Source organism: Blautia sp. HCP3S3_H10_2 (genome assembly GCF_052122375.1).
GTDB lineage: Bacteria > Bacillota > Clostridia > Lachnospirales > Lachnospiraceae > Blautia_A.
The window spans coordinates 228,225-244,604 of record NZ_JBQKCL010000007.1 but is presented as its reverse complement, the minus strand read 5'-3'; the positions used below and the strand labels follow the sequence as shown (position 1 = coordinate 244,604).

The 16,380-nt window shown below is 45.9% G+C and carries 12 protein-coding genes; all 12 read right to left on the bottom strand.

What is annotated here, in order from left to right; all coding sequences use genetic code 11:
* Positions 1–8 precede the first annotated feature (8 nt).
* Entirely contained in the window at positions 9–1,838 is a 1,830-nt protein-coding gene (locus ACTQWB_RS09970) for a thiamine pyrophosphate-binding protein (RefSeq protein WP_441501106.1), read from the bottom strand.
* Positions 1,839–1,853: 15 nt separating this feature from the next.
* Positions 1,854–3,011, bottom strand: a complete 1,158-nt coding sequence (locus ACTQWB_RS09965) for a LicD family protein (protein ID WP_441501105.1) — start codon at positions 3,009–3,011, stop codon at positions 1,854–1,856.
* A complete protein-coding gene (locus ACTQWB_RS09960; protein WP_441501104.1) occupies positions 3,008–5,287 on the bottom strand; it encodes a LicD family protein in 2,280 nt (759 codons plus the stop codon). The genes ACTQWB_RS09965 and ACTQWB_RS09960 overlap by 4 nt, the downstream gene beginning before the upstream one ends.
* A gap of 3 nt (positions 5,288–5,290) precedes the next feature.
* The gene (locus ACTQWB_RS09955) at positions 5,291–6,622 is read right to left on the bottom strand and encodes an adenylyltransferase/cytidyltransferase family protein (protein ID WP_441501103.1); all 1,332 of its coding nucleotides are present in this window, start codon (positions 6,620–6,622) and stop codon (positions 5,291–5,293) included.
* 248 nt (positions 6,623–6,870) lie between these two features.
* Positions 6,871–8,028, bottom strand: coding sequence for an acyltransferase family protein (locus tag ACTQWB_RS09950; RefSeq protein ID WP_441501102.1), 1,158 nt, complete (start codon positions 8,026–8,028; stop codon positions 6,871–6,873).
* Between the two features lie 198 nt (positions 8,029–8,226).
* Positions 8,227–10,059 carry an ammonium transporter gene (locus ACTQWB_RS09945; protein WP_441501101.1) on the bottom strand — a complete coding sequence of 611 codons (1,833 nt, stop codon included), beginning with the start codon at positions 10,057–10,059 and terminating at the stop codon, positions 8,227–8,229.
* On the bottom strand, positions 10,056–11,264 hold the full coding sequence (locus ACTQWB_RS09940) for a lactate racemase domain-containing protein (RefSeq protein WP_441501100.1): 1,209 nt from the start codon (positions 11,262–11,264) through the stop codon (positions 10,056–10,058). Before ACTQWB_RS09940 ends, ACTQWB_RS09945 begins: the two co-directional genes overlap by 4 nt.
* A 114-nt stretch (positions 11,265–11,378) precedes the next feature.
* Positions 11,379–11,996 carry a HutD/Ves family protein gene (locus ACTQWB_RS09935; RefSeq protein WP_441501099.1) on the bottom strand — a complete coding sequence of 206 codons (618 nt, stop codon included), beginning with the start codon at positions 11,994–11,996 and terminating at the stop codon, positions 11,379–11,381.
* Between the two features lie 143 nt (positions 11,997–12,139).
* Positions 12,140–12,970 carry an ABC transporter ATP-binding protein gene (locus ACTQWB_RS09930; RefSeq protein WP_441501098.1) on the bottom strand — a complete coding sequence of 277 codons (831 nt, stop codon included), beginning with the start codon at positions 12,968–12,970 and terminating at the stop codon, positions 12,140–12,142.
* A 51-nt stretch (positions 12,971–13,021) separates the two neighbouring features.
* A complete protein-coding gene (locus ACTQWB_RS09925) occupies positions 13,022–13,828 on the bottom strand; it encodes an ABC transporter permease (RefSeq protein ID WP_441501097.1) in 807 nt (268 codons plus the stop codon).
* A gap of 18 nt (positions 13,829–13,846) precedes the next feature.
* On the bottom strand, positions 13,847–15,097 hold the full coding sequence (gene hutI / locus ACTQWB_RS09920; RefSeq protein ID WP_441501096.1) for an imidazolonepropionase: 1,251 nt from the start codon (positions 15,095–15,097) through the stop codon (positions 13,847–13,849).
* 57 nt (positions 15,098–15,154) lie between these two features.
* Positions 15,155–16,213 (bottom strand): ABC transporter substrate-binding protein, encoded by a 1,059-nt coding sequence (locus ACTQWB_RS09915; RefSeq protein ID WP_441501095.1) that lies wholly within the window; start codon positions 16,211–16,213, stop codon positions 15,155–15,157.
* Between the last annotated feature and the right edge of the window lie 167 nt (positions 16,214–16,380).

Below are 16,380 nucleotides of genomic sequence, written 5' to 3'. Positions count from 1 at the left end.
TGGATTCTCTACAAACTCATCAGTCTTTCGTAAACATCCTTCGGAATATATGGCTGCTGGTTATGGATCGGCTCACCAAGACAGGTCTTGGGATACGCGAAAGTCCCCGGCTCCATACGAATCTCAAGCAGCTTCGGTACACTGGTCTCCTGCAAAAAGCCCGGCGCTTTCTCCTTCACCTGATCGGCTTCCATACAGATACTGCTGATTCCATAGGCCCTGGCAACCTCTGCGAAATCACAGGATGAAAATCCGCTTCCCTCTGAGGTATCTGCATAAACCTGTTCGAAGTAATCTCTCTGGAGATGGCGGATCATTCCAAGGGCATGATTGTTCATTACCATCATTGTAATAGGAAGATTCTCTCTTTTTACCCATTCCAGCTCCTGGATATTCATCTGGAAAGCTCCGTCCCCGCAAATGCAGGCAACCGGTTTGCCAGTCGCATAATAAGCTCCAATCGCAGCCGGAAGTGCATATCCCATAGCGCCATGCCCACCAGAGAAAAGAAGCTTCTGGTCTTTCTGGTTGTGGAATGACTGATAACTCCATACCATATGCTGGCCTACATCTACTGCCACTGCAGATGTGTCTGCAAGGGCATCACTTAAAGCGGCGATCATACGGTTCGGATAGCGCTCTGGGGTGGCATCGTCCACTTCCCGTAAAGAGGTCCGTATATCCGTACAGATATCCAGCCAGCTGCTAAAATCATACTCCCGCACAGCATCCTGTGATGTCTCTATCGTCTGCTCCGTCTGCACATGCTTCGCATTTTGTATAAGCTGCGCATCCTCTGCAAGTTTCCGGATTACCAGGGCGGCGTCTGTACAGAAATTCCGTTCATCCGTACCGTTTTCGTGTATGTTTCGCTGCAAATTATAGTTATCAATATCTACCCGGATAATTTTCGCATTTTTCGCAAATTCATGGACTTTCGTACCGATCTGACGGGTGCAAAGGGAAATACCAAGGCAGATCAGAAGGTCACTTTTTGCATTAGCGATCATATTGGCATAACGGTGTCCATATGCGCCTCCGATACAGCCAAAGTTCAGCGGGTCATCCCAGGGAAGCGCAGACATTTCCAGGACGCTTGTAATCACCGGGATTTTCCACTGGCGGGCAAGGGTAAACAGACTCTCACGTACTGCTTTGTCGCTGACGCCATGGCCCAGCATGATCACCGGACGGCTGGAATGAGCAAGCGCCTCGCGGATTGCTCTCGCAGCCTGGGATGCGGTCTCTGCAACACCTACCGGATGTTTCTCACTTACAAGTCCCATCTCTTCTGGTTCCATGTCATACACCGGGTTCTTCACATCCCCGCGCTGGATATTCATAGGTAGGTCAATAAGCACCGGACCCTTCCGGCCGGAATTTGCGATATGATAAGCTTTATTCAGCTCTTTTACAATGTCTTCCGCCTCCCGGATCTGCACGGCATATTTGGTCACAGGCTTCGCCATGGCTACAATATCAATCTCCTGGAAGCCCTGCTGTCTCAGTCCCGGAATTCCGGAATATTCGTAGGTATTCAGCTGTCCGGTAAGGAAAACCACCGGCAGAGAATCAAAATATGCATCCGCGATTCCCGAGATCAGATTGGCAGCTCCCGGACCGCTTGTAGCATAGGCACAGGCGCACCGTTCACCGGCCTGGGCATAGCCGCAGGCTGCAAAAGCCGCTCCCTGCTCATGATAGCTGGAATGGCTTCTGGTATGGGGATTTTTCTCTATGGAATCAACCAGATGGGCGATCATGGTTCCCTGGTAGCCAAAGAAATTATGGATTCCCTTTCTCTGTAAAAACTCAACAATGTAATCAGTTACTTTCATATATAATCAGCCTTTCTACTTCCAGAACTTCTCAATCCTCTTTTTCAGCTTGGTGCGTCCGGCTTTTTCCAGCACATCCAGATAAATATGCAGGATTTCTTCATCCGGGATAAAAATCTCATCATTTTTAAGGCTCTTCACCGTAACTTTGGTATAATCCTTGAAAATCTTTTCCAAAGCCGGATAATCCTTATTCTTATACAGATTTATAATATAATCCTTATTGTCCAGATAATATTTCTCGAGCTCAATCTTATAAGCGCAGAATTTTACATAATTCCAGCTCCAGTTCAGATACTTCTTTTTTCTGTTGGCGCGGCCGGATTTCCTTCTTACGCGGATACGCTTCTTGATAAAACTTTTCTGGCTTCCCACTTCCTGGAAATAATCTTCATAACGGATGCGGGCACTTACCATCTCCGATACCTTCGGAGTATAAACAGGCAGGATCTTCTGCTGATAGTCTGCCCCGTAATATTTCCTTAAATACATGTCCGTGTCTGCTGGAACCGGGAATTTCTTCCCTTCAATCTCCACAGTTCCGGTTTCATCAAAGGTCTCCCTTGGAAAATAAACCGCCTTTTTCTTCAAACGGACTACATATTCCTGGGTGTCCTCCACATCCATCCGTCTGCAAAGCATACGGTATAAGCCCTTCGCCAGACGGCCACGGCCTGTGATCAGACGCAGCCGCATTGCCAGACGGCACACGGCTTTCTTCTTGCCCCACCGGTCACCATAATAATCCGCCAGCTCGTTCCAGCCCACTTCCTGGGCTCTTGTCCACAGATGAGCCAGGCGGAAATGCTGTTTTCCACGCAAAGGAAGGATATCCACACCCATACCCGGATATTTGTAATTCCTTCCCTCATTCAGCCGGAAACATAAGGTGTCAAGATCTGTATAACGAAGGAAAAATCCATAAAATCTCTTATTATTATTCATGGATTCCACAATTCTTCCGTCTACGGGTTCTCTTTCCACAGCCAGGCGGAACCGCTCCATATCCGCAACACGCATATAAACCACTCCGGCATGAGGACTGGTGATCTCCTGTCCGGTAACACAGCACAAAGTAAGCTGAGGTCCCAGGTAATAAGGGATTCCTTCTCTTTTACATATTTTGTCTATTTCGGTCAGAAGCTTTACAACTTCGTTAATTTCTCTGTTCATATCAAATCCCCTACAAACTGCTGCAATTCCTCTGTACTTCCATATCTTCCAAGCCACTGGTCCAGGAAATCAGACGCATCCCCGGATTTTGCATAAACAGCCGCCCGTCTGCTTCCCTCATAAAGGTCTGTAAGAAAGATTCTCGCAAGCTCTGTGCGGACAAAGCCATTTCCCATATGACGGACAGCTTCCCTGTAATTCCGGAAAGCTTCCTCTGTCTGTCCCTGTTTTTTCTTCACATCCCCGATTACCTTGTATACCTGCGCCCGTTTTTCTTTGCGGATCTGACAATCCTTCGCCCGCTCCGCAAGCCATTCCAGGTCATCCATCTCAGTTGCATAAACCAGGTCTGTACGCACCTGTGCCAGTTCTCCCGGGTATCCCAGGCGCTCCCACGCTCTTGTCAGCGCCTTCTTATAAATCTGCGTATCATTGTTCTGGGCAGGACCTTCTGCATTCTCTGTATCGATCCGTTTCAGGATTTCTTCTATAAGCTCTTCCATCTCCTGCCGTGTCTTCGCCATGTTGGCACGGCACAGATAATAGTATTCCCGTACTGGCAGATTTTCAGGAAGAAGCCGGTGCCAGAGTTCCATCAGCTTCATGGCTCCATCTTTCTGTCCATAGTCCAGAAGCATCTGGCAGGTTTTCACAGTCTCTTTTCCGTAAGGATTCAGGAACTTATCCAGCTCAAGCTGGGTAATACCATTATTCGTCTTCTCACGGGCCTGGGCAAAAAGCTCCAGTGCATCTGCGCATCTGCCTTTCATCCATAAAAGTTCCCCTTTGTATTTCAGGAAATAGCCATCCTCCGGGAAAACACGAAGTGCCTCATCCATATAAATTTCTGCTTCCACCACATCAATTCCATTGCGGGCACGCTCCATGAGAAAACGGCTCTTAAATTTCACAAATCCCGGCACTTCCGGATAACGCTCCATCAACGGCGCCAGAGAGTCCTCTGCCTCCTGATAACGCTTAAACTCATAATCACAGACTGCCCTTCTGAAAAGCTCAATGTCTGATTTCAGCTGGGCCATATCGGACGGCAAAGTTCCTGTCTGTTCCTTCACCACCAGCATGCGCCATGCCTTGCCGATTCTTTCTGTATAAACCAGGGTCAGCATTGCCGCATAAAAAGTCTCATCACTGATTTCCAGCAATGTAGGATGATAAAAGGCGTAGATACCGCCGAAATCCTCCCTGCCGATAAACGGTGCACTTAGCTGTATCTGGTAATATCTGGTAAAAATTTCGTTTAATTCTTTAAAATCACGTTCTTCCAGAAGCCCCTTGATTCCTTTGGAATGCTCCGAAATACGGGCTTCCAGATCCATCACAGTACTCTTGGCAAGCAGAAGATTACGCTTCTTCTGCATACGGTGATTACGCTTGGCTCCTGCAAGTGAATAAATCTTGCGCCATACGGAATCCCTGCGCAGCTTGCCCTTCCGGATACCAGGCAGATAATCATCCCGGAGCTCTTTATAAGTAATTCCCTCCACTGTAACCGCATCATGGGATTCTCTTTCCCCGTGAGGCGGAATGTAGGACCACTCATCTCCATAATGCCAGATCAGATAATCACTCATCCGGTTGGGCACCATTACCTTGGTATCCTCAAAATTCATATATTTCACAGGGAACATCATATCCTTGTCAAAAAGGAACGGACAGCCGCCCCAGCGCATGGCATAACGTGGACAGTCAGCTTCCTCGTAGGAGAACATGATCTTCTCCAGCTTCTTCAGAGTACGGTCTTTCCCGAGAAATGTATAGGAAAACAGCCAGCGAAGATAAGTTGTCACCGGAATTTCCCAGCGTGCACCATATACCACCACCATATTTACCAGCTCGGAATAGATCATCATATGGGTACGGTATTTCTCGTATTCCCTATCATCTGCCGGAATCGGATCCAGAGTCAGCACATCGATAATCTCTCCTGCACTGTCCCTTCCTATGATCTGATGCTTATGCAGCGCACAGCTGTCTGTGGCAACATACCGCGGAAATGTATTGGTATAATTCCTGTCCACATCCACACACTGAAGGGCGCGGTGCTCCGGAAGTACAGAATCTGAGATCTCCACCAGCTTATTCCAGTCATCCCTTGGCATATAGATATCCACATCATCATCCCAGGGAATAAATCCCTCATTTCTCACAACTCCAATGGCTGTGCCTCCAGCCATTACATATCTCAGATTATTCTCTTTACAGATCTCATCCAGCTCACGAAAAAGCTGCAGCAGATGTTCCTGTTTCTCTGTCATTGGTTATCCTCTCTGGTTTATGATTTCCAGAATGTCTGCCAGGGTCTCTGATTCCTCATTGAAAAGTCTGGTACATTCCGTTCTGTCGTCACTGATCATAATTAGCAGCTCCTGCAAAAGATAACGTAATCCGTTACCTTCAAAGTTAAAGCAGAAACGCTTCAGACCTTTACTATCGTCAATCTTCGCCTCAAAATATCCGGTATTCCACCAGTCTCCCGGGATAGTCACACGTCCCTTCGTACCGATCACCACAAATTCATCCTCCACATCCACCGTGGTTCCGATTTCAACCGTGGCAAGGGCATCCTGGTATTTCATGGTGATCATATCGTAAATGCAGTTCCCGGACCGATCCTTCACTACATTTGATTTAACTTCCTGGTAATTCCTGCCAAGGATCTTAATAATGGCACATAAGGGCAGAACTGCAGTCTCGGAAAAGCTCCGCCCACCCTCGAAGTGATCCTGGGAAATGGAACATTTCACACTGACGATATCCCCTACAAGTGCACTGTGTGTCTGCCATACCAGCTGGTTAAAGGCCCGCAGATACACCAGATTGATCTTCTCCACAAGAAGTACATGATGTGCAGCTGCCAGCGCAAACAGCTCCTTCAGCTTGTCTTTATTATCCGTCATAGGCGCATCACTGATCACATATTTACCGCGCTCCAGTGACCGGCGGATGTATTTCTCCCGCTTCTCCTGGGACGTCTTAATATAAACCATATCTACCTGGGACAAAAAGCAGTCAAAGCCTTGTTCCCATTCGCTGGTATCCGCTCCCACACAATAATAGGAGTCCAGCTCATACTTGTCGCAAAATGACCGGGCCGAATCTTCATTTTCGGAAAAAACGCATTCCACATGAAGACCGCTGACGTATTTCGTCTCCCAGACAATTCCATTATCCTCGTCGTCATCTGTAACCACGCCTACCGTATAGGTCGTACCCTCACCGCGCAGCTTGGTACTGGAAATATTCTTGGTTCGCTCCAGATACACCACATCACAGTAATTCTTCAGATAGTCAAATTTACCTCGCCAGTCCGAACCCAGTACAAGAAGATCCACCTTGTACTTGATAATATCACTAAGCTTCTGGCCCTGGTATTCCTCAATAATGATCTCATCTGCAAAACCGGTACGGCGCACATTCTCAATCCTCTTCAAAAGGCTGTCCCGTACATTCAGTTTGCCACGCTCAATGTCGTAGCTCTCACTGGTCACACCTACGATCAGATAATCGCCCAGTGCTTTCGCGCGCTTCAAGATATTATAATGCCCCTCATGGAACAGGTCAAATGTCCCGTAAGTGATTACTTTTTTCATGTTGTTGTCCCCTGTAAAATACTGTAGTTTCCTGTTGCAGCAGTTAAATACGCCCCATCAAAAACTCCCAAGATACTTCTTCTTAAATGGCAGTCTTAAATAGTTTTAGTATAACACATTTTACCTATTAAGTCATTATGAAAGAATAACTGTTAAAAAAAACTGTTAAAAAGCATTCCTGCACTTCCACGATCTATGCAGTGCCGCTTTTATACAATTCCACTTTTTAACCAAAGAAAGACAATCCCTTAGGACTGTCCTTCTTCATGCGTTTCCTTCTCTTCCGTATCCAGCATGGCGGCAAGCTCATCGATTGCCATCCGTCGCTGGGTTAATACTGCAAATCTGTCTTCTTCCTCGTCATCGTATTCGTCTTCCAGGCCTTCATCCTCCACCTTCTTCTCTCTCTTGAAAAGAATAAATGTGATAAACCCAAGAATGTTCGTGTAGATCCAGTCTACCGGAAGGCTTCCAAGTATCAGCACAAACAGCACCGACACCCCGAACAGCGCCCATACATTCAGCAGCTGTGGAATATTCAGGATCAGAAGTCCATTCATCAGGATCATGATGGGATAATGGAAAAAATAAACTCCCATCGTATTCCTACCCAGGAAAATGAACGCGTGACGCCGGTCTGGCATCAGCATAAGCAATGCAAAAATAATGGTAAAGGAAATCAAATACATCATTGCCCTGACTACCATTCCCTGGACGTTATCCATCCCGCTGGCCAGATACGAATGATTGCCACGGAAAAGATCTACCGGGATGTTATTACCGATCATATAATTGGTGGCCACAAACAGTAGTATGACCACGAACAGGGCTACTACGATCTTACCTTTAAATTTACGGATCACCTTTGTATATTCGCTCTTCCACAGATAGCCTGCCACAAAAAACGGAAAAAATACCACGATTCTGGAGGCTGATAAAAATGTGCTGAACTCCATCCTGGTTCCTGCCCACAATGCAAAAATAATGCTAAGGGGCACTATGAACCGGATCTTTCCAAACGCTTCAATGGTCAGACGGTATGCAAACAGCGCAAGCACATACCACATAACCGTCCCTGACGGGCGCAACAGTTCGTAATCCATATTATTTCCAAGCCAGATCTGGGATGCCCAGGTAAGTGTATATCCCAGAATATACGGGATCAATAAATTCTTAACATTTTTTAACACATCCTGTGGCTTCTTGGACAGATAACCGGAAATAAAGATAAATGCCGGCATATGAAATATGGTGATCCCATACCAGATAAAACGCACCACCTGATCCACCTTAACCAGCTGAAATGCAATAATATGGTTAAAAACAACCAGGAAAATCAAAAGTATCTTTATGTTATCCACAAGATAGGAATATGGAATTTCCTGTTCCTTCGTCTTCTTGCTCATCTTCGTCACCTTTACAACAGACACATCCCAAACGGCAGACATGCCGATTTGTAACCGTTCAGAGCCAAGGATTAGAAATCCGTCTGGCTCTTAACAGTTGCGTCAATTTTATGAATAAAGGATAACATACTTTTGCTTTTTTGGAAACAACTTTTTAATATTTTGAAATATTTCCCTTATCTTTTCCTTATTATTTCTTTACTCTACATCCTGCAGAGCTGCCATATTCACCTCACCTGTTCTTACTTTTACCACTTTTTCCACTTCATATACAAAAATCTTTCCATCACCAATGTTTCCGGTATATAAAGTATCCCTTACTACCTGTATCACCTTGTCTACCGGAATCGCACCTACCACTACATCTACTTTCACTTTCGGAAGAAGAGAGGCATCCATTTCCACACCTCTGTAATACGCATTGGCGCCCTTCTGGATTCCACAGCCCATTACCTGGGTAACGGTCATTCCGGTGACACCCAGATCGTTCAGGGCCTTTTTCAATTCTTCGAATTTCACCAGTCGGGCAATGATGATCACTTCATGGATTCCGGTACCTTTTCCACCGGAAACCTGCACGGCCGGGATTGCTGCAGCTTTGATTTCCTGGTCTTCCTCTCCTGAAGCCGCCGGTCTGTTTTCCCGACTCTCTGCAGTTTTTCCCATTATATTCCTGTGGTCTGCTTTATCCTCCACGCTTAGAACTGTATGTTCATTGATTGACATTTCCATGGTATTGTCAATATCCATAACTGAAAAACCAGCATAGGCTGTTGCCAGACCATGTTCTGCCTGGTCAAGACCCACTATTTCTTCTTTTGCTGTAACACGCAAGCCAACGGTCTTTTTTATAAGAAAGAAGGTTATGAAAATCGCCACAGCTGTGTACGCTGCAACGCTGATAAATCCAAGGAACTGGATTCCAAACAGCTTTGGTCCCCCGCCATAAAACAGCCCGGTCATCACGTTTCCAGCAGAATCGGCAATGGAATAGCCAGGGACCTGATCTGTGGCAAACAATCCAACTGCCAGTGTTCCCCAGGCACCATTTAACATATGTACGGCTACCGCTCCAACCGGATCGTCCACACGCAGCTTATGATCCAGGAACCACACTCCCCAGACTACCAGAAGACCGGAAACTGCCCCGATCACCAGTGCCCCAAGGCAGTCAACCGAATCGCAGGGGGCTGTAATACCAACAAGACCTGCCAATGCCCCGTTCAGACACATGGTAACATCCGGTTTCCCATAGCGTACCCAGGTAAAGAGCATACACACTACCGTTGCCACCGCTGGTGCCACTGTAGTGGTAAGGAAAATAGACCCCAGCTGCTCCACACTTCCTGCTGCCGCACCGTTGAAGCCATACCAGCCCATCCACAGAATAAACACACCCAGACATCCAATTGGAAGATTATGTCCTGGAAATGCATTGACACGCACAATTTTCCCCCACTTGTTTTTCGGATATTTTCCAATACGGGGGCCCAGCATAGCCGCACCGATAAAGGCGCAGATCCCGCCAACCATATGGATGGCGCAGGAGCCTGCGAAATCATGGAAGCCCTGCTGTGCCAGCCAGCCTCCGCCCCAGATCCAATGGGCTTCTATGGGGTAGATCAGCCCGGAAATTACAGCGGAATAAATGCAGTAAGACAAAAATCTGGTTCTTTCTGCCATAGCCCCCGACACGATCGTGGCAGTTGTAGCACAAAAAACCAGATTAAATACAAAATCCGACCAGTTAAAGCTGGAATAGGAACTAAAAATAGCCAGCTGTGGTTTTCCAAGGAATCCTGCAAGATCCGTGCCGGAAAGCAGCGAATATCCGATAAAAATAAACAAAATAGTTCCAATGCAGAAATCCATCAGATTTTTCATCAGAATATTTCCTGCATTTTTCGCTCTTGTAAATCCAGTCTCAACCATGGCAAATCCAGCCTGCATCCAGAAAACAAGCACGGCACCTGCCAGGAACCAGACACCAAATATATTCTCTTTTACCATTTGTAAAATCGTATCTGTCATGATTTCTCCTCCCGATAAATTGCTTCTGATACCTGTATTTCCTCCAGATTCAGTGTATTTTTGATCCGGATGATACGCAGATTTTCCATATCCAGACTACGGCAGGATTTTACTGCGATCCGGACAGCTTCGTCCTCATCTTTTGCGATCATAGGAATTCTTGCATCCAGAATACACTTACAGGCAATTGCATTGGCATACGTTGCTTCCCTGTCCATTTTTGAAAAAACCTTTTCCGTGATCACATCAAACAAGCCTACCCCAATGGCATTCCCGTGGGAAGCTTCTGTTACATCCAGTAGTACCAGCTTCTGAAACTCTGGTATAGGAAGCAGATATTTGCTCCGCACTGTACTCCTCCCCAGGATATTTGGGTCAAAGCCCGCGCCTGAAATATCTTTCCCAATCTCTTCCACGATTATAATATCTGCTTTTTTCACCTGTATATAAGGCATTTTTTCCACGCACAGCTTCACCAGCTCTTTTTCCCTGGCGATTATCTGCCCGGCTGGAACCGCTTCCAGAAGACAGGTCTCATCGAAAGCATTTTCCATGATCGCCACTCCGAAGCCAACAGGTGCTTTCTTAATAATAAGCGCTGCGCTTTCTTCCAGCATATCGGAAAATTCTTCAAAATCCGTTTCATGTGCAGCGGAGCACCCTTTCTGGTTTCCCAGGCCAATCACCAGCATTTTACAAAGTCCGCTTTGCAGTTCGCCTACAAAATCCGTATGCAGCTTGATCCGGTTAATGGGAACGATCAGGTCTGCCTGATAAGCAGCACGGTCAAACCATACATGCTGCCCGTTTTTCCTTGCACCAAGATCTACCGTATCCGTATCCGTCACCACAGGCACACCCATGTTCTCTTCCGTAATGCCATAGCTGGCAAGCACCTCTCTTTGTCCCTCCTTTGTTCCACCTCCGTGACTTCCCATAGCAGAAACAATAAAAGGGCTGGCGCCCAGTTCTTTCAGATAATCTATGGTTATTTTCACAATTTGGGAAATTCCGGTAATCCCACGGCTTCCCACAGCCACAGCCACTTTCATCCCTGGTTTTACCAGGGCGCGGATTTCTTCGCGGGAAAGGGACTCTTTTAACACGGTTTCGGGTTCATCCAGATGTGCATCCGGAAAATGCTGGTGTATGGTGTACATTCTGGGTAGTTTATATTCATAATCTTCTGGGAGTAAAACTGGCATGTAAACACCTCTTTTCTGTCCTCAGCCTGTTTCGGGACTTGTAAAGACCTTTTTGCATTTCTGTAAAGGCCTATTTGCGTTTTCACAAGTACTATTTATAGCACTGTGTATTACTTATCCTTTACATATAATCTGCGCAAGCACAACTTCACTGTCTTCTTCACTTTTCATTTCCCAATTTCCAAGGTTTTCACCCTCGCGGAACATACAGAAATCATTCGCCTTTACAATCGTCTTGTCCACTTTATGACTCTTTGACAGAGTCATTTTTCCTTTTACCACATAGACTGCGAAGTAACATCCATCTGGCAGATCCGGCTTTCTCTTCACAGAAAAATCCTCCAGCTGGACTTTTTTCCCTGGCTGTAGTTTCCTGTAAAGCAGATTTCCCTCTGTATTTCCCTTCATCATCAGATTGAAATCCACACAGCCACCTGTGCTTCTGGTGGTTTCATCCCCGGTGAAATGGTCCTGATCACCAGGCTCCAGGGTAACTTTTCTTTTTCCATCATGACAAAGAGTGATTTTTCCATCCAGAACCATAAGGATTCTCCTTACTCCGGGAAGACTGGTAAAAACCGATTCTGCATCCTCGCAATCGGCACTGCTTAGCCGGAACTGGAAATTCCGATCGGCATAACTGCCATCTGGCGGGTATAAAAACAATTCTGTTGTGGTTCCGCCGGACCACTGACTTGTTTTCTGGTTCTGTTTCCGGATGATTTCCGGCATCCTGGCCACCTGCCTTTCTATTTCGACAGCTACATTCCGTCAACACTGCATTCTTTTTCGACTGCTGTATTCCATCACTATATTTTTCAAATAATACAGCCAGCTAAAACGCAGTTCTTTCTTCTGCTCGCTATGCTGCTTATTCACTCATTCACTGCTGAGATCAGCTTCATACTTTCCTCGCGGATGATATCGGAGCAGCGCACCTTATATTCCATGAATTTCTCTGTATTTTTTACCCGGTAATCCCTTGGACGTTCCAGGTCGATATCAATAATTTCTTTTACAGATCCCGGTCTTGAGCTCATGACCACAACCCGGTCTGCCAGGAAAACAGCTTCCTCAATATCATGAGTTACCATCACGATAGTTTTCGGGGATTTCTGCCATACATCCAGAAGCAGCTCCTGCATAACTGTCCTTGTCTGCATATCAAGAGCTCCAAAAGGCTCATCCAGAAGCAGTACATCCGGGTCATTGGCAAGGGCACGGGCAATGGCAACCCTCTGTTTCATACCTCCTGAAAGAGACTTTGGATACAGCTTTTCAAACTTCCGAAGGCCTACCAGATCAATATAAGAGTCTACAATTTCTTTGATTTCCGCATTTGTTTTGGTCTTTCTCTGTTTCAGGCCAAAGGCAATATTTTCTTCCACAGTCAGCCATGGAAAAAGGGTATAAGCCTGGAATACCATTCCAATATGGGCGCCAGGTCCTGTGATTTCCTCTTTCTTGAACATGATCTTGCCTGTGCTGGGATGATCCAGACCTCCGATCATGCGGAGTAATGTAGATTTTCCACAGCCGCTGGTGCCAAGAAGGGAAACGAATTCCTTACTGCGGATATGAAGATTGATTTCTTCCAGTGCCTGTACCCTTCCTTTTTTCGTATCAAACGCTTTTGTCACACCGATAATATCAAGACCGTTGTGCAGCTTCACAACATTTCCGTTAGGCTGTTCATAATATTCCATAACCAGCGCCTCCTTTTTTCTGATTCCGGATTTTTCCTTTTCTTTCCCGTTTTATTTCTCATTCCAAGGGAACAATACTTTTCGTAAAAACATGCAGAGCATATCAAGTGCCAGACCGATAATTCCAATGGTAATGATTCCCACAAAGATCTTGGAGATCATAAACTGGCGTCCTGCCTGGGTGATCATAAAGCCAACACCCTCGGAAGCACCGATCATCTCTGCTACAATAATATAAGTCCATGCCCATCCAAGAACGATTCGCAAGGTATCTACAATATCCGGCATGCTCTTTGGAAGAATGATTTTCCAGAATACACCAAACTTGGAAACACCAAGAGTATAGGAAACTTCGATCAGGGAAACACTTACATTACGCACATTGGTAGCAACCATCAGAATAATCTGCGCTACACTTCCTACTATGATAATGGCAATCTTTGCACTTTCACCGATACCGATCCAGAGAATGAACAGCTGGATAAATGCAGATGCCGGCAGATAACGGAAGAAAGAAAAGAAGGGCTCAAAAAATGCCGCCACAGGAGCATAAGTTCCAATCAGAAGGCCCAATGGAATTCCCACAACTGCCGAGATCAGAAATCCGATAAGAACACGCTGTACAGACATCCGGATGTCTGTAAGATAACCGCCGACAGCGAACATATTCTTCGCAGATTCCAGAGTTTTTTCCGGTGATGGAAGGAACATACTATCCACCCCTTTTACATATGCTGCGTACATCCAGATTGCAAATATCAGTGCAAAAGACAGTACCGCCAGAATAATATATGCTGCTTTTGATATGGACCCCTTAGGTATAAACGCATCAGAAATTTTCCGTTTCAGTTTTTTCATAAGCTTATCACCCCTTCTTTACCTTTTGCTGTACACCATATTTCCATCTTTATAGACTTCCCCGACAATGTTTTTCGCTGTGTGATACACAAGAAACTCATACTGCGGTTTCTCAAGCACCACCAGATCTGCTGCCTTGCCAGGTTCAATACTGCCGATCTGATCTGCTTTTCCAACAGCAGCTGCCCCATTCAGGGTAAGTGCACACAAAGCTTCTTCCAGACTCATTTTCATATGGATCACTGCAAGGGCAAATAAAAGAGGGATACTGTTGGTAAAACAGCTTCCTGGATTATAGTCACTTGCCAGTGCCACCGCACATCCGCTGTCGATCATCTCCCTGGCCGGAGCATAAGGCTTATGGAGACAAAAAGCTGTAGCCGGAAGCAATGTGGCAACCGTATCCGAAGCTGCAAGTTTCTCACAGTCTGCTTTTCGTATCATCAGCAGATGATCTGCAGAAACAGCCCCGACCTCGGCCGCTACGCCGCTTCCGCCTAATGCTTCAATTTCATCCGCATGTATTTTCACGCCGAATCCCATTTCTTTTGCTGCCAGAAGATACCGTCTGGACTGCTCACAGTCAAACACACTGTTTTCACAGAAAATATCCACATACTCTGCCAGATTCTTTTCTTTTACTACCGGAAGCATTTCGCGGATCAGAAAATCAATATACTCATCTGACCTGCCTTTATACTCTTCCGGAATAGAATGTGCGCCAAGAAATGTATTTACCAGGGAAACCGGCTGTTCCTTTTTCAGGATTTCCAGTGCTTCCAGCTGGCGTAGCTCGCACTCTCTGTCAAGACCGTATCCGCTTTTTCCCTCCACTGTTGTAACGCCCATGGAAAGCATATCTGATAGACGTTCTTTTCCGGTCTGCACCATTTCATCCAGGCTCATGCTTCTGGTAGCCTGCACCGTGTTCCAGATTCCGCCGCCGGCTTTATGGATTTCCAGATAAGAGGCGCCATTAAGCCGCATCATAAACTCATCAGGCCGGTATCCTCCGAAAATAAAATGGGTATGGGAATCTACAAAGCCTGGAAGAATGCATTTTCCTGTCATGTCCTTCAGAATTATATTTGTTATATGATATTTTTCCACTGTTTCCTCATTTGGACCAACAGCAAGAATTTTTCCATCTTCTATTACAATCGCAGCATTCTTCAGGCGTTTTACCTTTCCCATATCTTTTCCATGAAGTGCCTTGCTCCCTTGTGGAGTAACCACTTCTGAAATATGAGTTAAAATTGTACGTTTCATAGGCACCTCATTTACGGTTCCTCTCTCTATGAATGGAGAAAGGAACCGTTCTTATTTTTATTCTTCAGTTCCACCGATAAAAGATCCATCGATCAAGGAATCCAGATCTGGTTCTGCATCAATCAGTCCCATATCCAGCCACAGATCTGCTGCCATTTTTGCAACATCCTGAATGTCACCATCATAGTAATCAGCATTTCCGTCTTTGTCATAGAATTTAACCTCTGCCATAGACGCCTGAAGGTCTTCCGGAGTCTCATCACCTGTGTACTCCATCATGATCTTGTATGCATCATCCGGATCAGATTCCATGTAGGCAAGAGCGTCATACCAGCCTTCTACAATTGCTTTTACAGTTCCCGGATACTGGGCTGCGAAATCCTTATCCATTGCAAGGGCATCTACGATAATACCAGGAGTTTCGCTGCTATCAATGAGAACGGACCCATTATCTGTTTCTTTTGCCTTGGAAAGCCATGGCTCCCAGGTTACCGCCGCATCCACTTCACCGGCCACAAAGGCTGCTCCTGCATCTCCGGAGCTCATATTCACAGCCTGCACATCATCTAAGGTCATTCCTTCCTGCTGTAACAGATACTGGAACCAGAAATAAGAAGCTCCACCGGAAGTATCAAGGGCTACTGTATGACCCTTCAGGGATTTGATATCCGGGATATCTTTCAGGGCACTTAATCCATCGCCGCCATCAGAGGTGTCCAGTGCCAGAACAATAGAAATGTCCATGCCGGATGCAGCACTCATAACATGGGTATCTACCGTTGTAGACATTCCCTGAATTCTTCCTGCTGCCAGAGCAGATTTGGAATCTGTTTTTGATTCAAAAAACTGTACATCCACATCAGCGCCATGATCATCGAAAAATCCTTTTTTATCTGCCAGATAAAGAGGCGCATAACCGATCCAGGATGCCTGTCCGAGAAGGACCTTGCCATCATACATTGCATCACCGGTGGTCTCCCCGGCATCTTCTGCTTCATCGGTAGTTTCTGTTTCTTCAGTGCTTTCTGTTTCTGCAAATACACAGACGCTGCTTCCGGCAATCCCCATTACTGCCATAACTGTAGTTAACAGTGTTGCTACGATTCTTTTCTTCATAGTTTTTCCTCCTCGTTCTTAGATGTGGCTGCTGTTGTTCCCTTCAGGCAAAAGCTGCTCTACAGTGAACACCGCATTAATTTACTTGCTTTTATGAAAACCTCTGGGGAACCAGTTCCCTGAGGGATTTTCAACTACTTTGCGTTTGGCTTTTTTCATTTAACAGT